The 22,805-nt window shown below is 42.6% G+C and carries 19 protein-coding genes; 11 read left to right on the top strand and 8 right to left on the bottom strand.

Annotated features, from left to right (window positions below; translation table 11 throughout):
• The first annotated feature begins 403 nt into the window (after positions 1-403).
• The 3 genes from HMO_RS0111000 to HMO_RS0110990 all read left to right on the top strand — a co-directional run bounded on the left by HMO_RS0111000 (position 404) and on the right by HMO_RS0110990 (position 2,894).
• On the top strand, positions 404-1,165 hold the full coding sequence (locus HMO_RS0111000) for an outer membrane protein (RefSeq protein ID WP_010302922.1): 762 nt from the start codon (positions 404-406) through the stop codon (positions 1,163-1,165).
• Between the two features lie 89 nt (positions 1,166-1,254).
• On the top strand, positions 1,255-2,406 hold the full coding sequence (locus HMO_RS0110995) for a coiled-coil domain-containing protein (RefSeq protein WP_010302919.1): 1,152 nt from the start codon (positions 1,255-1,257) through the stop codon (positions 2,404-2,406).
• Positions 2,407-2,555: 149 nt separating this feature from the next.
• Positions 2,556-2,894 (top strand): hypothetical protein, encoded by a 339-nt coding sequence (locus tag HMO_RS0110990; RefSeq protein ID WP_010302917.1) that lies wholly within the window; start codon positions 2,556-2,558, stop codon positions 2,892-2,894.
• Positions 2,895-3,063: 169 nt separating this feature from the next.
• Here HMO_RS0110990 and HMO_RS0110985 read toward each other — a convergent pair whose 3' ends face one another.
• A complete protein-coding gene (locus tag HMO_RS0110985; protein ID WP_139016877.1) occupies positions 3,064-3,600 on the bottom strand; it encodes a hypothetical protein in 537 nt (178 codons plus the stop codon).
• Positions 3,601-4,054: 454 nt separating this feature from the next.
• On the opposite strand from HMO_RS0110985, the gene HMO_RS0110980 reads away from it, so the two are divergent.
• Together HMO_RS0110980 and HMO_RS14775 are read left to right on the top strand one after the other, a co-directional pair.
• Entirely contained in the window at positions 4,055-4,381 is a 327-nt protein-coding gene (locus tag HMO_RS0110980; RefSeq protein ID WP_010302911.1) for a hypothetical protein, read from the top strand.
• A gap of 247 nt (positions 4,382-4,628) precedes the next feature.
• Complete coding sequence (locus HMO_RS14775) at positions 4,629-5,207, top strand: histidine phosphatase family protein (protein WP_010302908.1); 579 nt, start codon at positions 4,629-4,631, stop codon at positions 5,205-5,207.
• Between the two features lie 367 nt (positions 5,208-5,574).
• On the opposite strand, the gene HMO_RS0110965 is transcribed toward HMO_RS14775, so the two are convergent.
• From HMO_RS0110965 to HMO_RS0110945, 5 genes are all read right to left on the bottom strand, one after another.
• A complete protein-coding gene (locus HMO_RS0110965; RefSeq protein WP_010302906.1) occupies positions 5,575-8,850 on the bottom strand; it encodes a tetratricopeptide repeat protein in 3,276 nt (1,091 codons plus the stop codon).
• A 321-nt stretch (positions 8,851-9,171) separates the two neighbouring features.
• Entirely contained in the window at positions 9,172-9,846 is a 675-nt protein-coding gene (locus tag HMO_RS0110960) for an ABC transporter ATP-binding protein (protein WP_010302905.1), read from the bottom strand.
• Positions 9,843-11,105, bottom strand: coding sequence for a lipoprotein-releasing ABC transporter permease subunit (locus HMO_RS0110955; RefSeq protein WP_029448963.1), 1,263 nt, complete (start codon positions 11,103-11,105; stop codon positions 9,843-9,845). Before HMO_RS0110955 ends, HMO_RS0110960 begins: the two co-directional genes overlap by 4 nt.
• A gap of 130 nt (positions 11,106-11,235) precedes the next feature.
• Complete coding sequence (locus HMO_RS0110950; protein ID WP_010302903.1) at positions 11,236-12,291, bottom strand: alkene reductase; 1,056 nt, start codon at positions 12,289-12,291, stop codon at positions 11,236-11,238.
• A 199-nt stretch (positions 12,292-12,490) separates the two neighbouring features.
• Entirely contained in the window at positions 12,491-12,814 is a 324-nt protein-coding gene (locus tag HMO_RS0110945) for an FYDLN acid domain-containing protein (protein ID WP_280956263.1), read from the bottom strand.
• A 111-nt stretch (positions 12,815-12,925) separates the two neighbouring features.
• Between HMO_RS0110945 and aroA the strand changes: the two genes are divergently transcribed.
• The gene (gene aroA / locus HMO_RS0110940; RefSeq protein ID WP_010302897.1) at positions 12,926-14,272 is read left to right on the top strand and encodes a 3-phosphoshikimate 1-carboxyvinyltransferase; all 1,347 of its coding nucleotides are present in this window, start codon (positions 12,926-12,928) and stop codon (positions 14,270-14,272) included.
• On the opposite strand, the gene ruvX is transcribed toward aroA, so the two are convergent.
• Positions 14,249-14,719 (bottom strand): Holliday junction resolvase RuvX, encoded by a 471-nt coding sequence (ruvX, locus tag HMO_RS0110935; RefSeq protein ID WP_010302895.1) that lies wholly within the window; start codon positions 14,717-14,719, stop codon positions 14,249-14,251. The genes aroA and ruvX overlap by 24 nt on opposite strands.
• 148 nt (positions 14,720-14,867) lie before the next feature.
• Here ruvX and HMO_RS0110930 point away from each other — a divergent pair, with 148 nt between their 5' ends.
• The 4 genes from HMO_RS0110930 (at position 14,868) to HMO_RS0110915 (ending at position 19,703) form a co-directional block, all read left to right on the top strand.
• Positions 14,868-16,319, top strand: coding sequence for an NADP-dependent isocitrate dehydrogenase (locus HMO_RS0110930; protein ID WP_010302892.1), 1,452 nt, complete (start codon positions 14,868-14,870; stop codon positions 16,317-16,319).
• Between the two features lie 144 nt (positions 16,320-16,463).
• Positions 16,464-17,042 carry a L,D-transpeptidase family protein gene (locus tag HMO_RS14770; protein ID WP_010302888.1) on the top strand — a complete coding sequence of 193 codons (579 nt, stop codon included), beginning with the start codon at positions 16,464-16,466 and terminating at the stop codon, positions 17,040-17,042.
• 160 nt (positions 17,043-17,202) lie between these two features.
• Positions 17,203-19,110, top strand: a complete 1,908-nt coding sequence (thrS, locus tag HMO_RS0110920; protein ID WP_010302887.1) for a threonine--tRNA ligase — start codon at positions 17,203-17,205, stop codon at positions 19,108-19,110.
• A gap of 164 nt (positions 19,111-19,274) precedes the next feature.
• Positions 19,275-19,703: a type II toxin-antitoxin system RatA family toxin gene (locus tag HMO_RS0110915; RefSeq protein ID WP_010302885.1), complete on the top strand. Its 429-nt coding sequence runs from the start codon at positions 19,275-19,277 to the stop codon at positions 19,701-19,703.
• Positions 19,704-19,920: 217 nt separating this feature from the next.
• Here HMO_RS0110915 and HMO_RS0110910 read toward each other — a convergent pair whose 3' ends face one another.
• Entirely contained in the window at positions 19,921-20,739 is an 819-nt protein-coding gene (locus tag HMO_RS0110910) for a cytochrome c oxidase subunit 3 (RefSeq protein ID WP_010302883.1), read from the bottom strand.
• A gap of 178 nt (positions 20,740-20,917) precedes the next feature.
• Between HMO_RS0110910 and HMO_RS0110905 the strand changes: the two genes are divergently transcribed.
• Positions 20,918-22,789, top strand: coding sequence for a potassium transporter Kup (locus tag HMO_RS0110905; protein ID WP_010302882.1), 1,872 nt, complete (start codon positions 20,918-20,920; stop codon positions 22,787-22,789).
• Positions 22,790-22,805: the final 16 nt, after the last annotated feature.

Genomic DNA, 22,805 nt, shown 5'->3' with positions numbered 1-22,805 from the left:
GCTTTCTGTGTTTTCCAAACCATAAATTTGGGGACAAGAGAGTAAAGACATTAATGTGCTTGTGCATCTCTAATTTTAGTAAAATATAATTAGAATGACACACTATTTACCCTTCTAGCTCAGTAGAAGAATAGCCGACGGTCGGAAAAACTTATCTTTATTTAGATTATGCTGACTGTTGATATGTGCAATTAACTAACGTTGAAGGTCTAAAAGAACTATGATGTCTTAATATCTTTTTTAAGAAAAATATTAAGATTAAAAAATTCTTTTTACTAAAATTATTGACAAAAAATAAAAATATTGTTATAATTTTCGACGATTTACCTAAACACTTATTAACAAATTAAATTTTGAATTAAACTAACTTTATCCCAACATTATTAAATTAAAGGAAATATTAATGAAATTAAGATATATTTCATCATATTTTGCATTGGCTTTTTTATTTTTCTCTATAGAACCAACCAAAGCTTCAACTCTTAACAATCTTTACACAGGCTTAGCTGTTTCTTGGGATCATGTCGGCGGAAGAAGCTATGGAGTGATAACGAACCATGCTGGCAGCCACCTTATTTTTTCGAATGGTAACTCCTTAAGGGCTGATAAAATGAACGGCTATGCCTTTATAGGGACAGTTTATACCTTACCTCAAAGATCAATCTTTATAAGTCCAGAGTTTCAAATAGGCCAGGGTAACGTTGATTGCCAGATCAAAAATACAGCGGCAGATCCCAATTTAATTCTAAGCTCAGGTCCTTTGCAGCGCCGTTTGGATCTTAAACTTAATCGTCAACTCACCACCAGCTTTGTGGGCCGCATAGGACGCAAGCTATTCAATTCCTTACAACTTTATGGTTTACTAGGCGTTGAAGCAAGTCGATTTAAATATAGTTATGTTGTCGAAAATGTCGACGCCATTTCAGGAGAGATTAATGGTTTTAAAACTTTCCTAAAATCCAAATGGAAACTTGCCCCTCTTTTCGGTATAGGTATTGATAAAGCAATTAATAAATTTCGGATAGGATTGGAATATCGGTTTTCCTCTTATGGTCCCATTAAAGCATCGAGAACAGTTTTTCAATCTGCCTCGACAGAATGGGTATCCACTAAGGTTAAGCCTTATATTTCTTCTCTTATGCTGAAATTTTGCTATGGTGTTTGAGACGACTCTCTATAATGCCGTTTATTAAACGGCATTTGTCCAGATTAGAGCTCATTAATTAATCAGCAATTTAAATAGTGAATATAAAGATGAGAAAAGCATATTTAGTATGGCTTCCGTTGGTAAGTACACTTAGCCAGGGAGCGGAGCAGCATCACTTTACCAATAATAGCCATTGTGCTGAGGCAACAGACCAGCATTTGAAGCTGTATGAGTATGCTGCCACCACAGGCGATCCTCTTTTTGACTTTAAGCAACTAGAAGGCCTAAGCGCAAGAGATCAGCAATTACTCCTGTTTAAATATGCCACCAAAGAGCGCCCAGACATTTCTTGCCTTCCTGGTCTTTCCTTTAATATGGTAGTTAAAGATCTGAAACTAGAAGTATACCGGATTAATGAGTTCCGTATAAAACAACTCTCAGCTTCCTATAGCAACTCTCAGATACAGCAATTAGCAGAACAACTTAATCAGAAAAACTCAGAGCTGACGCTGGCTCGCGCTCAGCTCAGCGATTACCAGCAACACCTCCATCAATTGGGAAACCAGGTTAGAACCCATGAAGAGCAGCTAACCTCTGTCAGAGCTGATTACAAAGCGGGCCAATCACAGATCTCAGCCTTAGAGCAACAATTAAGAACGGCTGCAGAAAGGTTTAATACTAAGAAATTAAAATTTGGACAAAGGAAGAATCAATATGATCAAGAAGCTAGCATACTGCGGGAAGAGATTATAGCTTTGAGACAAGCGGCGACCAATAATCAAGAGACCCTAATAACCACGCAACAACACCTCAGCTTAGCTGAGCAAGATATTCTACAAAAGCATCAGCAATTAGAAGCTTTACATAAATCTCGCAAGGAAGAAATCCACCATCTTAAAGAGAAATTAGCACTCCAAGAAGAATTAGCAAAAACAAAGCAGCACGATTTAGCAGAAAGCTATAAACGCCTTCTGCAATTGGAGGGTGACCTCCAAGAAAAACAGCAGCAACTTGCAGCATCACAAGCATTAGCCGCCAGCGCACAACAGAATCTTGACAAACAAACGGCTTGCATTGCCAAGTTAGAAAGTGAATTGGGAGCAAAGCAGCAATATTTGATTGAGCTCCAAGCTATTCATTCTGAACAAGTTCACACCCTGGAGCAGCAGCTAAGAGATTCACAAGGATTAGCCACCACGACCCAACAGGCTCTAACGGAGAAGACCACACAACTGCAAGCCCGACCCAGCAAGCTTTAGAAGACAAGACCACGCAGCTGCAAGCTCAACAGCAGCACTTACAAGCCGTCCAAGCGGCTCATTCTGACCAAGTTCATACTCTGGAACAACAGCTGACAGCGTCTCAAGAATTAATAACTCAGAAACAGGATTCCTTAGAGAAACAAGCAATGCACCTTGCTAAAGTGGAAGCTGAGCGAAGAAGTTGTGATGATGAAGCGAAGAAGTTAAAAGCGGAGTTAGAATCTTTGAAACAGAAATTGGCAGCGACCACCCAAGAACTCCTTAAGCAGAAAAAGCAATTTGCCCTTTATCAGAGTGTCCTAGAAACTATTAAAGGTGAGACCGAGAAGGTTAAACAGAATAAAGAGAATCTAAGCCCTAACAGAGTGCCAAATCTAAGTCCTAACCGGCCGCAAAGTCTGACTCCTAACAGAATAACAAGACTTGCTAATCCATGTAGAGATCCTGAAAAAGAGCCACTGACTCCTATAAAACTTAACTTTTAATAGACGATTTTTTAAAGCGGAGAGGTAACGAAACCGAAGGGATGCTTGACTTAAATTTGTAACTCTTACTTTGTTTTAAGCCTTAATTAAAGGGACTCTAATTTCAGCACCCTAGGAGCCTGCTTTCCACAGAGAAAGGTATTAGATAAAGGATAAAAGCTTAGGGTGTTTAGATTTCCCTCAAATTAATCCATAAAACTCGCAGGTCGTGTTGCAGTATGTTGGCGGCCATCATCCGGTGGACGCCATCCAACTTAATGAGGCGTGTCTTTCCTTTTTTATCCATCATAATGGCAACTGTGATGGGACTCACAGGCGCGATCGAGGATAAAAAATAATTTACAGAATCAATGTCCTGGTTTTGACGTGGACGGTCTGACTCTGGATAAGCTTCTTCTGCCGTTTGAGCCGAATGATAACGGGCAAGGCGATGATTCTCAACGGGCAAGCTAAGAAAGTGACTAATCGACATTTGAGTATAAGTCCCCTTCTGTAACTGGCTGATAAATTGTTCTTTGCTCAAAGGAATACTATTTGCTGAGGCAAAGAATTCTGCATAAGTTTTCCAACTATCAGCGATGGTCGCCGCATCCACGCGCTCCGACCACCCAAATGAGCGAGAACAGCCTACCTGAAGCGATAAAATAGCCCCCAGTACACCAATTAGCATGTATTTAGTACTTATCAAGTTTCTAGATCTCATCATTCACAACAGCTAAAGCAGCTGTCTCCCAGAACACCAATTACTAGTAAGGCAATTATGGGGTATAAAGATATTAAGCATACTACACTGTAGCATTATAAAACACAAAAAATGTATATGCTGAAGAACACTAACTATAAGTATAAAAAAACCAAGGAGAGAGTTATTTTCCCTCCCCCCTAAATTATTTATCAATGCATTGAAATATATTGTAATAAACACCTTTTCTATTACGCCTGCGCTTGCTGACAGGTGAGTCTATTAGCAGTTACAATAGCTTGCAAAAGATTAGAATCTAACGTATTGACAGCAAGCTAGGATCAGCTAGACAACAAAAATGACCAGATAGGCTAAATTTGCGTGCAAGTATAAAAATGATCAACGTTTCTCAGATAATTCTCTAACTGGACAAGATATTTTTTAAAGATTGAATAGTTAGCAATAAGAGAAATTCCCGATGAGGGCAGTAAAAATTCTAGGCCTCTTTTTCTATACAAACCTTCTGGCAGGGTGCACCTCTCCTTCGATGATCCATAATCAATCACTTCAGGATAAAGTTATTGCTTGTGGGGCGGGCTACTCTGATAATGCCACTGGCTCTTTGGTCGCCGCTTATCACCAGACCGCTCCTTCGGGTGAGCTGACAACAGATTTTAAAGAAAACGCTCGCACCATTATCTTTAAGGAGTTACCTCCTGAAGCTCGCCTAAAAGGTTATGAGGATTATATTAAATGTATTCAGACTGATTGGCGGCATCATTGCCATCATCCCCATAAAGATTAAAGCTTCGTTATAAGGCATTCGCCCTCTTCACAGATATCAGAGCGTTCTGCTATAAAGAGCTAAAGCATATACCTCGACTTTGCATACTACCTAAGCGCGTGAATATGAGTAACACCTCTATAATTGGCCTCCGCCAAAACTCACACTCTTAAAAAACATCATTTGGCTGCTAATTATGGTGCAGCTTAGTCTTTACAAGGGGCGAGGATTAGCCTATAACCTACATAAATTTACAAAAGGATAAAACATGACTGCTCTCCCCCTTCCCTTAAAATCTTTTTATTTTATGCGCCACGGTGAAACTGATTGGAATAAAGACAATATAACTATGGGTCAAATGGATATCCCACTTAACCAGACAGGGTTGCACCAAGCTCATTTAGCTCGGCCATTATTAAGGGATACTGAATTTTCAGTGATTTATTCCAGCCCACTTAAGCGGGCTTTACAAACAGCTGAAATCGTAAACATGGATCATCAGCACTCTATTATCCGTCATGCAGGCTTAATGGAGTGTCACTGGGGCGATAAACAAGGCCGTCCTCATGCTTGCTTCTTGACAGCCTCGGATGGTGATCAATTACCGTCGGGAGGGGAAACATGGCTTCAGTTTGAAAGACGTGTCTTAGCAACTATAACTGAGATCCTGAATAGTTCACCGCAGCACCGCCCGCCCCTGATTGTGGCTCATGGTGGTGTCTTTATCGCGTTAGCCACTTTTTTAGGGCAGCCAGATCTACGCGCTGGTAATTGCGGTATCTACCATATCTTGCCCGGGAATCCTCCTTTAGAAAGGTGGACTATTAAAAGTCTTAGCGATAATTAATGAGCCAAAAGAGTAAGATGGTTATCCTCCCCCATTAATCATGCTGGGAACTGCTATTGAAGCAAGCAGCTTAATTCTAAAGAGCATCCTCTTAAAAAAGATCTCACTTAAGTCTGTTATTAGTGTGGATGCCTCGTTAGCATCGTTAGCTTTAAAGGGTATGGGTTTATTGAGGAAGCAAAAGAGAAAGTACGCCTTGGACGATAAACTTATAAAAAGAATACAATTCAAGACATAGCTACGATAATTTTATAGCTCTAAGTTTAAATACTTAGAAATTGTGGCGTTGGCAAGCAGAGAGACGGGTCCATTTAAAAGGAGCTAGAGCCCTAATTTACACTCTAGCTCCCTTAATTAAATGCTAAAGCTACCTCGACTGTCTGGTACCTTCGCTGCTTGTGCCTTCTTCCTTTTCTTCAGTTAAAGAATCTTTTAAATTTCTCACAGGCTTATTGACGCTAATGATAGCAACTTTATTGGCCACACTAGGATCTTCATTCTTAATCATAGTAGTGGAATTAGATAACGCTATGAGTGCCTTTTTTGTTTGCTCTGAGAGCAGGGTGGAGGAGTCTGCTGCATTATCCTGCTCAGAGGTAGATTGTGTTTCTTGCTCCACCTTTCTTACCGGTGGAATATCGGAAGTTATAGACATCGACTCCATCGACAATGAAAAGACTTTTTGAGCGGAAGTATCTTGGCTATTCTCACTGCCACTCGGTGCATATGACGAGTTGGAAAATGAAAGTGATATCTTGCCCAGCCGAATAGCTTGGGTCATCTTTTTTGGATTATCTTTCTGATGACGAGTTTTATAAGGATCTCCTTTATTTACCTGTCTGCTTTTTATTATTAGGCGGCGACTATCCCTAGGCTCCTTATTCTCCTCTTGAATCAACACTGGTATGTTATACTTTTCCAGCATTTCCAAGCGGCGAGCAGCAGATCTACTCCCTCCCTTTGCAGCTTCTCTATAATCACCAATTATTTGTCGATAGTCTCCATTACTGTAAGAAGCTGTCTCGCCTAACCGTGCCAAATAAGCAAGGATAAAAGGGTTACCTTGTTGTGCTTTAGCTTGAATAACATTTAACGCATGCTGGGAGCCCTTTTCTATAAGGGGCGCAGTATCTTGTAAAAAGGTGTACTTTTTAAATAGACTTCTTGCTTTCTCTCCATATTCGTACGCCTTTTCAAGATCTTGTTCCATTCCACATACCCCTTCCTCATATATTCTCGCTAAAAGGTACCATGCTTTAACGTAGTTTCTACTCGCGGCCTTTTCATAATAGGGCACAGCTTTTCGCTGTTCTTCCATTAAGGGATGCATTTCATACTGTTCAGCTTTCCAAATCAGTGCTCCTGCATGCCCTTTTTCTACAGCCTTATCATACGCTGCATAAGCCTTATCTAGTTCACTTTTTTCGGGGCCATCATTACTTGCGCTAAAATAGTATTCTATCATATAAGCCAGATGGTATAAGGCATCAGGGTCCTCAGGAGCTTTCTCAAAGTAACTTATTGATTTCTTCCAACATTCTGAAAGAGGTTCCTTCTTTTTCCATCTTTTATATAAATGTTTACCAGCTTGAACTGCACAAATTGCACTCCCTAAATCAGCCCCCTTTTCCCATAAGGCGAAGGCTTTAGCTTGGTCAACTTTGCCGTCTAATCCCTTTTGATGAATGTAAGCTAAGAATTCAATCGCCTGAATATCATTACTATTAGCTGCATATTCAAGATGATGCTTTGCTTCGGCAATGTTTACCTCTGTACCTAAGCCAAAGTGATACATGATACCTAACAATAAAGCTACTTCACTTGTTAACGGTGCTTTGTGGAAATGCTCTAAAGCTAAAGCTCTGTCCCGTTTAAAATCTTTACCATAAAAATATAGTTTTCCTAGATAATAATGAGCTTGTGGACTACCATTTTCGGCAGCAATAGAATAATATTCGTAAGCTTTTTGGGCATCTACTCCTTTTTGAGTATAACCCTTTTCATAGAATTGGCCCAATTTTAAAGCTAATTCAGTATCTTGTTCGCTCTCAACAGAATTCAGCTTATAAGCATGCCGGTAATGAGAGAAAGCCGTATCGTAATCCTTTTCGACGCCCAACCCTTCCTCATACACTCGGCCCAGATATTTATAGGCCCTGGCTTGCTCTTGCTGAACAGCTTTATTGAGCCAGTATGCAGCCTTAGTATAAGAAGAGTTATCTTTGCAATTATTATTTAAATAATGCACCCCTAGGTCAGTTTGAGCAGGAGCATAACCTCCTTCTGCGGCCAATTCCAGCAGCCTGATAGCAATATCGCTTTCCCCTATTTCTGTATAATAATGGTAAAGACGATACTGAGATATAGGGTGCCCCTTTCTAGCAGCAAATGCATGATTTTTTATGGCTTCAGCTTCATCTTTTTCTACTTTAAAAGGATTCTCAGCATCTTCATGAACGACTGCAATTTTATGATAAGCTAGTGAATACCCCTCATCCTCTACTTGCTCCCCTTCAAAAGTAAAATCATCTTCTATTTGGTCCATCGTAGAAGCAGAACCTTCTTTTTTACGAGTAGCATCTACATAAGCATCCCAAGCTTTTGAATTCCAAGATTTATAATTATCTTTATAGGTTTCATATAGCTCGCCTTTCAAATAATAAGCCTGACGGGACGCAGCTCTCTTGCAGGCCTGATCATAATAGCTGTGAAGATGTTCCACAAGTTTGAGCTTATTGTTTTTATATTCTTCTCGGGCATTTTCCGCCAATTTAAGATATATCTTGCCGGCTAGTTTTGTCAGGGCTGCTGCTAGATCTGGCTGTGAAGTATCTTTGGCAGAGGATAAAATGTTTTCTGCCAACTCCATTAATATTTCAAATTGTTTCTGATTTACTTCTCTAAGGTAGCGTAACTTATATTTATGAAGGGTACTTATACTCCTGGAAGATAAACTGTTTGCCCTTTGCGTGATATTCTTGCGAAGCGCAGAGGCATCTTCTCCCAGTATTTCTATGAAGCTTGCATAATAGTAGTTAAGCTTTAGCTTTTTAACCTCCTCCTCTATATTTATGCGTGGACTATCAGGTCCTCGGAGAATATCGAAATATTGGCGCGGCGGACTCCCTACTGGAGAAGAAGGGGTTTCTAATCGACCAAGATCTGAAGAGCGTCTCCCGAGGGTAGGGCTTTTCTCAGGACTGCCAGGGTTTTTTATGGAAGTAAGTAATTCATTATATAAATTCTCAATATCCTGCTTTAATGCAATTTTAAACTCTTGTGCAGAAAACGCTTGGGATCTAGAGGGCAGAAGACAGACTAATGAAGAGGCGACAGTGACGTTTTCCTCTGTAGGGAGAGGATGATAACTTAAATATTCTATCACCTTTTTAATATATTTCTTCTTTGCTTTCTCACTCTGCTGCTCATCACCTAATTTCTTGAGAATTTCTAGGGCGGCTTGCTGATAAGGAATCTCTTCACGGGTTATTCCAAGGTCCCATATGCAATCCGCCCGATCAAGCGGCGTCACCTCCCAGTCTGATACGCTAGAATCATCATTACTGTATGCAGGAGATAGGGAAATCAAATAAGTACTTAATAGAAATAAAGAGCTGAAATTTTTAACAAAAGTTCGAGACATTGTAGAAAATCTCCATAAGAGTTTAGATAAATTCATAGTGAAACATAGACGGGGAAGTAAGGAATAATAAGTCTAAAAGTTTTTTATTATTCCTCTTGGAATTTTATCGAATTACCCTTATTATACGGACTTTAGCAGAAAGTATAAGGAACTTAAGGGAAGGGCGAGAAGAATGGATTACATTATCACCCTCTTGTACAAAAGACGTGATGCTTTCTTTTAAGTTTAAGCGCCCCAGCTCACTTTTGACAGACAATTAATTGTCTCTTAGCTCTCGCATCCTAAATCAGTCTATAGATTTAAGGTGAAGATAAGATGCCTTCATGCAATGGTACCGGCTTTAATCTCAATAATGCGGTCCATTTTCTTGGCCAAATCGGGATTATGGGTAGCAATAAGAGCTGACATGCCCGTTTCTTTTACCAGCTGCACCATTTGATTGAACACAATATCAGATGTAGCATAATCCAAGTTACCGGTCGGTTCATCAGCTAATAATATTTTAGGCATATTTGCTAAAGCCCGAGCAATGGCGACACGTTGCTGCTCCCCGCCCGAAAGTTTTTTAGGGCGATGGTCAAGACGATGTGATAACCCAAGCTTAGTTAAAAGATCGACCGCTCGCTCTTGAGCTTGTTTTAAGCCAGTCCCTTTTATAAGCTGCGGAATCATAACATTTTCTACAGCACTAAATTCAGGCAACAAATGATGAAACTGATAGACAAAGCCTACAAATTGATTTCTTAAAGCGGTGCGCTGCGCCTCCGATAATTGAGCAGTATCCTGTCCAGCCATAATGACCTGTCCTTTATTGGGGGGTTCTAGTAAGCCCGCGATCTGTAAAAGGGTTGACTTGCCCGCCCCGCTATGGCCAACAAGCGCCACAATCTCGCCTCTCTTAATTTGAAGATTGATCCCCTTCAAGACGGTGAGGATTTCATCCCCTTGTTGAAAGGAACGAGTTATTGAATCAAGTTTTAAGGTCAGATCGGTCATTGTCTTAAAGCCTCTACAGGATCCAGGCGTGCTGCGCGCCAGGAAGGATACAGCGTGGACAGGAAAGTTAAGATTAAAGCAGTAATTACGGTTACAATGACATCAAAGGGATCAATCTTGCAGGGCAATTGAGTCAAAAAGTAAATTTCTTCATTAAATAAGTTGGTCCCCGTCAAAGATTGCAAAGCTTGGCGGATATGCTCGATATTTAAAGCAAAGGTTAATCCTAAGGTCAACCCTAAAACAGTTCCCACCAAGCCTAAAGTAGAGCCTGTTAAGAAAAAAATACGCATCATACTTTTTTGACTCGCACCCATGGTGCGCATGATGGCAATATCACGGGTTTTATCTTTGACCAGCATAATCAAACTGGACAAGATATTAAAAGCTGCAATCAAGATAATCAATGTTAAGATAATAAACATAACATTGCGCTCGACTTCCACGGCTTGGAATAAAGTATTATTTGAATTCTGCCAATCAAACAATTGGAAATCTGGCCCTAAAGCACTCTGGATCTGAAAAGATCTGTGTCCTACACGGTCTGGATTATCCACAAAAACCTCAAGATTAGTGATCCCCGCTCCAAGGCGAAAGAAAGATTGGGCCGACTCAAGGGGCATAAAGACCACAGCAGAGTCATATTGATAGACTCCCGCTTTAAAAATGGCCGCCACTAAAAATGATTTCTGTCGCGGCAAAGTTCCAAAAGCTGAAGAAGTTCCCTCAGGGCTCATTAAGCTTACCCGATCTCCCACTGAAATCCCCGTCTTACTTGCCAGAGAGACTCCAATTGCAATTGTTTCCGTCTTAATGCCATCATGCTCAAAGACGCCAAACTGATCCAGACTACCATCAATAACATTATTGCGAATAAATTCGCGCTTTTTAAGGTCATCAGGGCGCATCCCATGAACCTGTACACCTCGCGCTTGAGCGCGGAACATTAACATCGCTTGGCGATCTATCTCGGGATAAACTTGAACGACCCCTGCAACTCTTTGCACAGTTTTAAGAGCCTTATCAAAGTCCTCAAAGGGCCGTCCAATAGCATTTATAGCTATATGGCCATTCATTCCAATAATCCGCTGCAATAACTCTTGCCGAAATCCATTCATCACTGACATAACAATAATCAGGGTGGCAACCCCCAAGGCAATACCAATAAAAGAGAACCACGCAATCACCGAAATGAATCCTTCCTGACGCGAAGAGCGTAGATACCGGAAAGCAATCATTCGTTCAAACTTTGAGAACATACTTTTCAATTTTTTAAGTGTCTATACCTCTAATTATAGATCAGGAATGATTGTTTATGATAGCTAATAGTTGCAACAAAGAGCGCCAATGTAGCTTTGACTGCCTTTTCTCCTTAGTAGCAATCTTGTCTTAGTCATCCATAAAGGGGTAATCCGTATATCCTTCAGCAGTTCCACCATAAAATGTTTCAGGTCTCCCCTCATTAAGAGGCGCATGATTGGCAATTCGCCGAGGCAGATCAGGATTAGCAATAAAAGCCCGTCCAAAGGCGGCAGCATCAGCTTCCTTCTTCTCCAGTAATTCTTCAGCCGTATCGGCGGTCAAATTCTCATTGGCAATATAAACACCCTTAAAAAGCGCTTTAAGCTGGGGCCCAATCCGTCCTTCGCCGACATGCTCACGGGCACAAATGAAAGCGATATTCCTGTCACTTAATTGTTGAACGACATAGCTAAAAGTTGCTAATTTGTTACTATCGCCCATACTATGTGCATCTCCGCGGGGGGATAGATGCATCCCAACTCTATTAGCTCCCCAAACAGAGATAACGGCATCGGTGACTTCGAGCATAAGCCGGGCTCGATTTTCAATGCTTCCCCCATAAATATCCTGTCGGTGGTTAGAGCTATCTTGTAGGAACTGGTCTAATAAGTAACCATTAGCCCCATGAATTTCCACCCCGTCAAACCCCGCTTTTTGGGCATTGATTGCGGCAAGGCGATAGTCCTCAACAATCTGCGCCATTTCCTCGAGCACAAGCGGGCGGGGAACAGGATAAGAGGTTTTAGGACGCACTAGGCTCACATGTCCTGCGGCAGCAATGGCACTGGGCGCCACGGGAAGCTGGCCATCCAAGTAGCTAGGATGAGAGATACGGCCAACGTGCCAAAGCTGTAGAAATATTCTTCCCCCTTTTTGATGGACCACTTCAGTAACTGTTTTCCATCCTTCAACCTGATCTGGCGACCAGATCCCTGGAGTATTAGGATAGCCCACTCCCATGGGACTCACTGAAGTTGCTTCCGAGATTATCAAGCCAGCGGTGGAACGTTGCGCATAATATTCTGCCATAAGTTGATTAGGTATACGCCCTACCTCAGTGGCACGGCACCGGGTTAAAGGGGCCATAATCATACGGTTCGGGAGGCTTAGATCACCGATAGTAATAGGTTGTAATAATTTCATATCTCCGCTCCCTTTCTTATAAAAACATCTCCGTGATGAAAGTATTAATACCTCATCATAGTTAGGGAAAGATTAACAGATCTCCATTATTTCTTATCCAGCAAAACAAAAGAATTTAATAGGATTAAATCAGTAAGAGCTTATTAAAAAAGCCTCACTTATAGGTGAGGCTTCAATAGCACAAGCTAATGCAGGCTGATTACCGATCGTCATCGTCGCTTTCTACTTCGACCTCATCCAGATCAGCATCTAAATCATCTTCGTCGTCCAGTAGAGTATCGTCAGCATCATCTAACTCAACATCTTGGTCCAGAACTTCTTCATCAACAACTGTCTTTACTGATGACTTACGGCCACGGCGCGTCGTTGCAATAATTTCATAAGTTGACCCGCATTTTGGGCAGACAATGGGTGATTTGAGCAAATCATAAAAACGAGAGCCGCAACTCTGACAAGTACGCTTGGTTCCCCATTCTAATTTTACCACGGAAAACTCCTTTAAATACCATAAAATACTTGACATAAGTTTTGACATGCCTGAACGCTTTTTGTCAAAGATAAAAAGTGTTGCGCTAGATTTTTTTTATTCTTTAATGAGTTTTAGCCAAATTAGGAATAAAAAGGAGTCAAGCACATGGCCATAAACAACACCTTGATTTCTTATCGTCAGAGCCACCTGCGCGGGACTTTGGTTGCTCATAAGGATATTCCCGGCGACAAATCAATTTCTCACAGAGCCCTATTCTTAGCCGCCTTTGCCACTGGCATAACTGAAATTGACGGTCTTAATACCGGGGAAGACGTGGCACATACCCAACTCGCTTTAGAAGCGATGGGAGTAAAAATTGAGAACTTAGGCGCCGGCAAACGGTTAGTCCATGGCCTTGGGGGCACCAATCTGACTCAGCCCAAAAACCCGCTGTATCTTGGAAATTCAGGCACGACCACTCGCCTATTAGGGGGGGTCATTACGCCTTTTCCTATTGCCGTTACCATTTACGGTGATGCATCCCTATCTCAACGCCCCATGCGACGGATGATCCTTCCTCTCAAAGAGATGGGAGCAACCTTTGAGACGAATACTAATGAAACTTTACCATTAACCATTCGGGGCACCAGCACACCGGCAGCCCTACATTATGTTATGCCCATTCCGTCGGCCCAAGTTAAATCCTCAGTCTTATTAGCTGGCATCAATACCCAGGGGGTGACATCTGTCCATGAACCCCTCAAGACACGCGACCATACAGAAAAATTAATGGATTATCTGGGAATCCCCTTAACAACAACCAGCCATGCATCTGGAGGACAAACCTTATCCGTGGTCGGCAAATGTCATTATGCTGCTAAAAATATAACTGTTCCGGGAGACCCCTCCGCTGCTGTATTTTTTGCAGTTGCAGCAGCAATTACCCCTCATTCCTGTATTACCATCGAAGGGATTAACTGGAGCCCATATCGACGTCGCGCCTTTGAAGTGTTAGAAATGATGGGAACGAAGGTAACCATTCTGCGTCGCACCCAAATATGTGGTGAAGAGATTGCTGATTTACGCATCGAATCTAACACCCTTAACTCAATTACCCTTGAGGCTCAAGAGGCCCCTTCCTTGATTGATGAATACCCCGCTTTGGCAGTAGCAGCAGCGGCTGCCAGAGGAACGTCCATCTTCCGCGGCTTAAGGGAGCTGCGTTATAAAGAAAGCAATCGCTTAGAAGGAATCTTTCGCAATTTGAGCACGTGTGGCATTGAGGTACGGGTCGATGATGATACGTTGATTGTCAAAGGTACGTCTGGATTGCCTATCTTTGGAGGCGTGACCATCAATGTGTTCAAGGATCATCGGATCGCAATGGCTTTGTATATTCTGGGAATGATTGCTCGCAATCCTATCATCATTCAAGGGGCAGATTGCATCGCCTCTAGCTTCCCGCATTTTAGTTCTGTTTCCGAAAACTTATCCTTCATGCGTGCGGCATAGATCTAGACTTCCCTGCAGGATATAGGTAGCCGCCATCTTATCTATGACTTCAGAGCGACGTTTTCGCGATAAATCAGCATCTAATAGGGTGCGTGTCACTGCAACCGTAGAAAGACGTTCGTCCCACAAGAAAACAGGAATATCCTGAATTTTAAGAAGGAAGTCAATAAAAGTGTGTACAACTTCTGCTTGCGGCCCTTGTGTGCCGTTCATATTCAAAGGCAAGCCAGCAACAATACAGCAGACATCATATTGCTGATAGATAGAAAACAAAGATTTACTATCGGCTGTCAAATTGCTTCGCTTTAAAAGCGTAAGTGGACTGGCGATAAGCCATGTCGCATCGCTGACGGCCATACCAACTGTTTTATTACCAACATCCAAACCTAACGCACGCTTACGTTTACTTTTTAGTTTAAAAAATTCTTCTTGAAAAATAATGGGCATGGGGGTGACAAAACCTAACTAACCTTAATACTATTTTTACTTTATATATCATATGGTAACTTTAATCCGTAAAAAAACAGTGCGTAGTAAATTTAACAATGATAAGATTTCAATAAAGTTTTATCTTTTTGTAAGGAGTAGCTGTTAAATGTCAAAATCACATACAATTACCTTAATTCAAGGCGATGGTATTGGCCCAGAGGTAACTAATGCGACCCGGCAAATTATTGATGCTAGTGGCGTCAAGATTAATTGGGAAAGCTGTGAAGCGGGCGCTCAAGTATTTAAGAAAGGCTTATCAACTGGCGTTCCTCAAGAAACAATTGATTCGATTATGCGGAACAAGATAGCGCTGAAAGGACCTTTAGAGACGCCCGTAGGACATGGTGAAAAGTCAGCTAACGTTACTCTACGCAAGATGTTTGAAACCTATGGCAATATTCGTCCAGTTCGTGAATTTCCGGGGGTAGAAACTCCTTTTTCTGGCCGTAAAATTGATCTTGTGATCGTCCGTGAAAATGTCGAAGATTTGTATGCCGGTATTGAGCATATGCAGACTCCGAATGTGGCCCAATGCTTAAAGCTAATTTCGCGCCCGGGTTGTGAAAAAATTATTCGCCTAGCCTTTGAATTTGCGCGCTCAGAAGGACGCAAGCTTGTCCATTGCGCCACGAAAGCCAACATTATGAAGGCAACCGAAGGCATGATGAAACGTACCTTTGAAGAAATTGCCAAAGAGTATCCGGAAATTGAAGCGCAGCACATCATTGTTGACAATTGTGCCCACCAGCTGGTTAAGATGCCCGAGATATTTGATGTCATCGTTACCACCAATATGAATGGTGATATTCTCAGTGACCTCGGTTCCGGACTAATTGGGGGACTAGGCTTTGCGCCGGGCGCTAATATTGGCGATAACTTTGCCATCTTTGAAGCCGTTCACGGATCAGCACCAAAATATGCGGGCCAAAATAAAATTAACCCCACAGCTGTGTTACTTTCAGGAGTAATGATGCTGCGCTATATTGGGGAGTTTGAGGCTGCAGATATGATTGAGCAAGCCTTGGTAGTTACTTTGGGAATCGATAAAACCTATACCCGGGATGTTCATGGCGATGCGGGCTCTGTTTCCACCACTGAGTTTACCAAAGCTATCATTGATAACTTTGGCCGAACTCATCCAGAATGGACACGCCGTGCCTACAAACCCATCAATATGCCTAAGATTAAAGACAGCCAAAAAGCAATTGAGGTCAAATCTCGGAGCGTGGCAGGTGTAGATCTATTTATTGAAGCTCACAACAATCTCGAGGGAATGGGCAAGAAGCTTACTGATCTTGCTGGCTCGGCCAACTTGAAGCTGAAAATGATCTCAAATCGTGGCGTTAAAGTTTATCCCAATGCTCATGGAACAGAACCTGATTTAACTGATTGCTTCCGTTGCCGTTTTATTTCTACTGATGCGAATCGGGAAGTGACGGATGAAGACATCCTTAACCTGATCAGTTTAGTAAAAAAGGACTACCGATGGATGCATATTGAAAAGTTAAATATGTTTGATGGTGTGGCTGCTTATTCTAAAGCCCACGGCGAAGATTAAAGCTTAACTCTTTGCAAAAAGGGGGATCGATGATCCCCTTTCTATCTGATGAAATTAGTCACTTACCTCTCCTCCTAGGAGAGAAACATAGGGTATTTATTTTCAACGAGCCTCACTCTAACGATCATCCAAGAGGTAACTGTTATGGCAAATCTAGTTTTGACATCTCCAACAACACTCACTTTTGGGCAAAAAGAGTATACCTGCGCTACTGGAAGCGGAGGAATTAAAGAGAATAAAGTGGAGGGTGATAAAGCGACACCGGTAGGAATATTCGGACTTCGCTACGTATTTTATCGGCCTGATAAGTTTAGCAAAGCCCCCACCACTCGCCTTACCTGTCGTATGCTGGATAAACATGATGGCTGGTGCGATGACCCTAGAAACCCACGTTACAACAATCACATTCGCCTCCCCTATAACGCCAGTCATGAAAAACTATGGCGTGATGACGATATCTATAATTTAATTGTTGTTACGACCCATAATAGTTTGCCGGTCGTAGCCAATCATGGCAGTGCGATCTTTATTCATGTAGCGCGCGAAGGCTATGAGCCGACCCGCGGCTGTATTGCCTTAGCCCAAGATGATCTTCTGGAAATCTTAGAAAAGGCTATGCCTTCTACCCAAATTGTCATCCCTACGCTTAAAGCCTATTCCAAAATGACAACTGAACAAACCTCTCCTAGTATGGGAAAAAGGGCAGATGGAAAGATCAGTTAAGAAGTTAGTCTATCTGACTAGTAACAGACTCGACGTAAGTTAGAAAAAAGCATCTATATAAAGCTTATTAAGACGGCAGGTATCCACAATTTACCATGGACTCCTGCCCTCAAATTACTGTATACCTTTAAGTGTACTACTTATACAGGAAAAATGAGCCATGTTTGCTATTAAACTCAAAGACGGAAGCGTTCGCGAATTCGAGTCGCCTCACAATGGTCTAGAAATTGCAGCCAGCATATCATCTTCGCTCGCAAAAGACGCAGTTGCTATTAAGGTCAACGGGCACATGACCGATCTTACAGCACCTATTCCCCATGGCTCTGTTATTGAAATTGTCAGACGCAATGACCCTGAGGCGTTAGAGCTTTTACGCCATGATGCGGCGCACGTTCTCGCTGAAGCGGCCAAAGAATTATATCCCGATCTTCAAGTCACCATAGGACCTGCCATTGAAAATGGGTTCTATTATGATTTTTACCGTGCAACCCCTTTTACCCCTGATGATCTCAGCAAACTCGAAGCCCGCATGCATGAAATTGTCCGCCGCGACGAGCCCATTATTCGCACAGAAATGCCACGGGAAGAAGCAATTAAATTCTTCGAATCTATTGGAGAGAAATTTAAGGCTGAGATTATTAGTGACATTCCCGAAGGACAAATCATTAGCTTTTATCGCCAAGGAGATTTTATTGATCTATGTCGTGGCCCTCACCTGCCTTCAACGGGCCGTCTCGGCAAAGCTTTCAAATTGATGTCCGTGGCAGGATCCTATTGGCGTGGGGATCATCGCAAGGAACGGTTACAGCGTATCTACGGAACGGCCTGGGCAACAGAACAACAGCTAAAAGATTACCTCCTACAGCTAGAAGAAGCAGAAAAACGCGATCATCGCCGTCTCGGCAATGAACTTGATCTCTTCCATGTCCAAGAAGAGGCACCAGGATCAGTGTTTTGGCACCCGCATGGATGGACCTTGTATCGTCTTCTCGAAAACTTTATGCGCAAGCGTTTAGAGCAGCGTCAGTATGTCGAAGTTAAAACCCCACAAATCCTGGATGCGAGTTTTTGGGAGGCCTCAGGCCACTGGGAAAAATTCCGTGAAAATATGTTTGTGGTAGAAGCGGAAGATAAAGCCATGGCGGTCAAGCCTATGAACTGCCCCTGTCATGTCCAGATCTTTAAGCAAGGCATTAAGAGTTATCGGGACTTACCCCTGCGTATGGCTGAATTTGGCTCTTGCCATCGCAATGAACCCTCTGGAGCCCTGCATGGTATTATGCGGGTCCGTGCTTTTACGCAGGATGATGCTCATATTTTCTGCACGCCCGAACAAATTGTTAGCGAGACTAAGCTTTTCTGTGATTTCTTAAAAGAGGTGTATCGTGATCTCGGCTTTGAGGATATTCGCATTAAATTCTCCGATCGTCCCGAAAAAAGAGCAGGATCTGATGAGATCTGGGATAAAGCTGAAGCGGCGCTTAAAGAAGCCGCTATTGCCTCGGGGCTAGAATTTACTCTAAACCCAGGTGAAGGTGCCTTTTATGGACCTAAATTAGAATTCGTTCTGCGAGATGCCATTGGCCGGGATTGGCAATGTGGTACGTTACAAGCGGACTTTGTCTTACCGGAGCGTCTTGACGCCGTTTATATTGCCGAGGATGGAAAAAAACATCGCCCCGTTATGTTACATCGGGCTATTCTAGGATCCTTTGAGAGGTTTATCGGCATTTTAATTGAGCATTATGCCGGCAAGTTCCCGCTTTGGCTGTCGCCTGTGCAGGTTTGCGTCGCTACTATTACTTCCGAAGCTGATAGCTATGCCGCAGAAGTGGTAGAACGCTTAAAGGCTGCGAATATTAGAGCCACTCTCGACAATCGCAATGAAAAGATTAACTATAAAGTTCGGGAACATTCGCTTAAGAAGGTCCCCATTTTATTGGTCGTTGGCAAACGCGAAGCAGAAGAGACCAGTGTTGCTATACGGCGGCTTGGCAGCCAAGCCCAAGAAGTTCTGCCCTTGCAGGAGGCCATTACGAGAATCCTTGAGGAATCTAAAGAACCTTAAACCATTAAAGACCCAGTGGTTAACTGCTGCCTACTTAAATGTTGGTAGCAGACGTACTGGCTCATTAATAAAGTTATCTCATCTATAGAATGCAGAACGGTTCAGCATTACACTGTAAATGTGATTAGAAATTGATACTTCCAACCATATAAATGAGGTCGTGGATGCCCACCCATGCTGAAAAGAAAATCCTTCCCTATACATCGGACCAGCTTTTCCATTTGATTGCTGATGTGGGAAATTATCCGATTTTTCTACCTTGGGTTGAATCTGCAAATACCTACGATCATCGCGACAACTCATTTATGTCAGATGTTATCATTGGTTACAAATTCTTAACTTATCCTTATAAATGCCGGGTTCACTTAACCCCGACGGAGCGCATCGATATTGAATACTTTACGGGCCCGTTTCGCTATCTGAATAACCATTGGACATTAACCCCTCTCAATCAGCAGCTAACAGAGATAGATTTTTATATTGATTTTGAATTCAAGAATTCTACCTTGCAAGCCCTACTCGCACCCGTGTTTTCTGAAGCTGTCGCGAGGATGATTAGAGCCTTTGAGAAGCGTGCCGCTGAACTCTATTAAAGACGACCTAAACCCAGCGTTTTAGCGAATACCTCTGTTGAAAGCGCTTAGACACCTAGCAGAGGCGCAATATCGGTCCACGTCAGGGTAAAGAAGTAATTTAATGCCCATCGTTTAGAGGGAATATCTGGAAGAAGATAAAGACAAACAGCATTGTTGTTGCCAGTAAAAAAGCGGCCCTAGAGCCGCCCGTAAAATACAGTAAAGAGAGTTAGCTTTAGCTCATAAATGGCCGGTAGCCCCACCAGTAAATGGATACGAATAAAAACAGCCAAACCACATCGACAAAGTGCCAATACCAAGCGGCCGATTCAAAACCAATGTGGGCATTGGGAGTAAACTCGTTACGCCAGGCTCTAAACCAACAGACTGTCAAAAAGATCGTGCCAATGATAACATGGGCGCCATGAAAACCAGTTGCCAGATAAAAGGTGGTAGGATAAATACCGCCGTTGAGGGAAAAGCCAGCATGGGCATACTCGATAGCCTGAACACATGTAAAAGTTAACCCCAAGGCGATTGTCATTCCTAATCCCTGTAGGACACCTTTGCGATTATTTTCCAGCAAAGCATGATGAGCCCAGGTCACTGTGGTTCCGGAGGCAAGCAAGAGCAATGTATTAAAGTAAGGAAGATGGAAAGGATCAAGGGTCTCTATCCCTTTAGGGGGCCAAACGCCACCCGTGGCTTCTTTAGGGAACAGAGCCGCATCAAAGTAAGCCCAAAAGAAGGCCACAAAAAACATTATTTCTGAACATATAAACAGAATCATGCCCACTCTTAGGCCAGTTTGCACGTGCGGCGTATAAATCCCTTTGGTGTTTGATTCCCGGATTACATCCCGCCACCATAAGCCCGCTGAAATGATGAGCATCAGAAAGCCAGTGAGCATAGTCATTTTAGCGCCACCGTGAAAATAGTGGACAGCACCAAAAGTTACCACAAATGCAGCCAAGGATGTCACTAGAGGCCACGGACTAGGATCAACAAGATGAAAGGGATGCTTATGTACCGATGATTCAGATTTATCTGCCATTTAAAAACCACAAACTTATGGGACCTTGCTTATAGACTATACCTAATTTTTATAAATTTTAAGTTTTTTTGATTATGAATTTTAAGATTTGGTTAAAGGGTATTAAGGTATAGTGCCAATAACGACTAAGCATTTTTAGTATGGATTGCAAATTATCCTAAGTGGAGGCAAAAAGCCGATGTCTCTGACACAAGCAGACAGAGAATCAAACAATACTTTTTTAGTGGGGGCCATCGGTGTCGTCTTTGGCGATATAGGTACCAGCCCTTTATACACTATCAAAGATTGCTTGGCGCAATCTCCGTATTCTCACAATTACTCCATGATTATGGGAATCCTTTCTCTTATATTTTGGTCAGTTACGCTGGTGGTCTCTCTTAAATACATATGTTTTGTATTACGGGCAGATAACAATGGTGAGGGTGGAACTTTATCCCTTCTCTCCTTAAGTATGCGCGGCGGCACCCCGAAGGTTAAGAAATGCTTATTTGCGGTCGGCATGATTGGAGCGGCGCTATTCTATGGAGACGCTGTTATCACGCCGGCAATTTCAGTTTTAAGTGCCGTTGAAGGTTTAACTGTTGTCTCTCCCAACTTTGGTGACTATGTTGTGCCTTTTGCGTTAGTTATCCTGGTTATCCTGTTTATGATTCAGGATAAGGGAACCGAGGCAATTGGTCGGCTATTTGGCCCTGCCATGGTTGTCTGGTTTTTAATTTTGGGTCTTTTAGGGCTTTATCATATTATTCAAAAACCAGATATCCTTTATGCTCTCAACCCTATCTACGGTTACTATTTTTTTATTGAGCACGGTGTATATTCTTTGGCAATCCTAGGCTCGGTCGTCCTGGCTATCACGGGGGCGGAGGCACTTTATACCGATCTAGGCCACTTCGGCAAAACAGTCATTCGCCGTGCCTGGCTCTTTATTGTTTTTCCCTGCTTAATTCTAAACTATTTCGGTCAGGGAGCTTTACTGCTCCATCATACCGGAGCAGAATCGAATCCGTTCTTCTTTCTTGCGCCCTCCTGGGCCACGTTACCCTTAGTTATTATCGCGACCATTGCAACCGTGATCGCCTCTCAGGCGGTCATTTCGGGCATTTTCTCCATGACATGGCAAGCGGTACAATTAGGGTACCTTCCCCGCCTTGTGGTTAACCATACGTCACGCCAAACCATTGGTCAGGTTTTCGTTCCCACCATGAATTGGTCCCTGTTAATTATGGCCCTGATTTTGGTCTCTACCTTTAAATCGTCAACTAAATTGGCAGCTGCTTATGGCATGGCGGTCACTGGCATTATGGTGATCACCACGTTAATGACCGCTTATTTAGCCGCCACCCGCTGGAAATGGCCACGGTGGAAGTTGGTTAGCATTTTTGGTTTATTCTTAACCATAGATATCTCATTTTTTACTGTTAACTTGATGAAACTTCCCGAGGGCGGCTGGATTCCCATTATTATTGGGATGACATTGTGGGCCGTTATGACCACTTGGAAAGAAGGTAGAGATATTTTAAGCAACCAAATCCATCAATCGGGTAAGACATTAGACAACTTTGTTAAAGCCCTCCGTGCCAACCCTCCGATCCGAGTGCCCGGTAATGCGGTCTATATGTCTTCTACGCCTGACAGTGAGCCGACCTCGCTCACAATTAATTTTCGACATAATAAGGTGCTGCATGAAAAAGTTGTCATTTTATCAGTTATTACACGAGATGTCCCTAGAGTTCATTATACGGAAAAGCTTTATGTTAATGACATGGGTTGTAATGTTTACCAGGTCATCTATTTTATTGGGTTCATTGAAACGCCTAACGTGACCAGTATATTTGATAGATGTGATCATCTTGGGCTGCAAATAGATCCGCAGGAAACAACATTTTTCATGAGCCGTGGTATTCCGATTGCTAGCACCTCAGCCCATATGTCTCCCTGGCGCGAGCGTCTGTTCATCTGGCTTGCCAAAAATGCTCTGAACGCCACAGAATTTTACAAGATCCCCCATAAGCGCGTGGTCGAGCTTGGGATCCGGTTAAAACTGTGATAACAAGGGGGTTAGA

This window comes from Candidatus Odyssella thessalonicensis L13, assembly GCF_000190415.1.
Classification (GTDB): Bacteria; Pseudomonadota; Alphaproteobacteria; order Paracaedibacterales; family Paracaedibacteraceae; genus Paracaedibacter; species Paracaedibacter thessalonicensis.
The sequence above is the reverse complement of the archived record's forward strand: the minus strand, read 5'-3'. Positions and strand labels throughout refer to the sequence as shown.

Excerpts from the sequence above, each read along its gene's own strand:
- HMO_RS0111000 (WP_010302922.1), top strand. The coding sequence starts at position 404 with ATGAAATTAAGATATATTTCATCATATTTTGCATTGGCTTTTTTATTT.
- HMO_RS0110995 (WP_010302919.1), top strand. The coding sequence starts at position 1,255 with ATGAGAAAAGCATATTTAGTATGGCTTCCGTTGGTAAGTACACTTAGC.
- HMO_RS0110990 (WP_010302917.1), top strand. The coding sequence starts at position 2,556 with ATGCACCTTGCTAAAGTGGAAGCTGAGCGAAGAAGTTGTGATGATGAA.
- HMO_RS0110985 (WP_139016877.1), bottom strand. The coding sequence starts at position 3,600 with ATGATGAGATCTAGAAACTTGATAAGTACTAAATACATGCTAATTGGT.
- HMO_RS0110980 (WP_010302911.1), top strand. The coding sequence starts at position 4,055 with ATGAGGGCAGTAAAAATTCTAGGCCTCTTTTTCTATACAAACCTTCTG.
- HMO_RS14775 (WP_010302908.1), top strand. The coding sequence starts at position 4,629 with ATGACTGCTCTCCCCCTTCCCTTAAAATCTTTTTATTTTATGCGCCAC.
- HMO_RS0110965 (WP_010302906.1), bottom strand. The coding sequence starts at position 8,850 with ATGTCTCGAACTTTTGTTAAAAATTTCAGCTCTTTATTTCTATTAAGT.
- HMO_RS0110960 (WP_010302905.1), bottom strand. The coding sequence starts at position 9,846 with ATGACCGATCTGACCTTAAAACTTGATTCAATAACTCGTTCCTTTCAA.
- HMO_RS0110955 (WP_029448963.1), bottom strand. The coding sequence starts at position 11,105 with ATGTTCTCAAAGTTTGAACGAATGATTGCTTTCCGGTATCTACGCTCT.
- HMO_RS0110950 (WP_010302903.1), bottom strand. The coding sequence starts at position 12,291 with ATGAAATTATTACAACCTATTACTATCGGTGATCTAAGCCTCCCGAAC.
- HMO_RS0110945 (WP_280956263.1), bottom strand. The coding sequence starts at position 12,814 with ATGTCAAGTATTTTATGGTATTTAAAGGAGTTTTCCGTGGTAAAATTA.
- aroA (WP_010302897.1), top strand. The coding sequence starts at position 12,926 with ATGGCCATAAACAACACCTTGATTTCTTATCGTCAGAGCCACCTGCGC.
- ruvX (WP_010302895.1), bottom strand. The coding sequence starts at position 14,719 with ATGCCCATTATTTTTCAAGAAGAATTTTTTAAACTAAAAAGTAAACGT.
- HMO_RS0110930 (WP_010302892.1), top strand. The coding sequence starts at position 14,868 with ATGTCAAAATCACATACAATTACCTTAATTCAAGGCGATGGTATTGGC.
- HMO_RS14770 (WP_010302888.1), top strand. The coding sequence starts at position 16,464 with ATGGCAAATCTAGTTTTGACATCTCCAACAACACTCACTTTTGGGCAA.
- thrS (WP_010302887.1), top strand. The coding sequence starts at position 17,203 with ATGTTTGCTATTAAACTCAAAGACGGAAGCGTTCGCGAATTCGAGTCG.
- HMO_RS0110915 (WP_010302885.1), top strand. The coding sequence starts at position 19,275 with ATGCCCACCCATGCTGAAAAGAAAATCCTTCCCTATACATCGGACCAG.
- HMO_RS0110910 (WP_010302883.1), bottom strand. The coding sequence starts at position 20,739 with ATGGCAGATAAATCTGAATCATCGGTACATAAGCATCCCTTTCATCTT.
- HMO_RS0110905 (WP_010302882.1), top strand. The coding sequence starts at position 20,918 with ATGTCTCTGACACAAGCAGACAGAGAATCAAACAATACTTTTTTAGTG.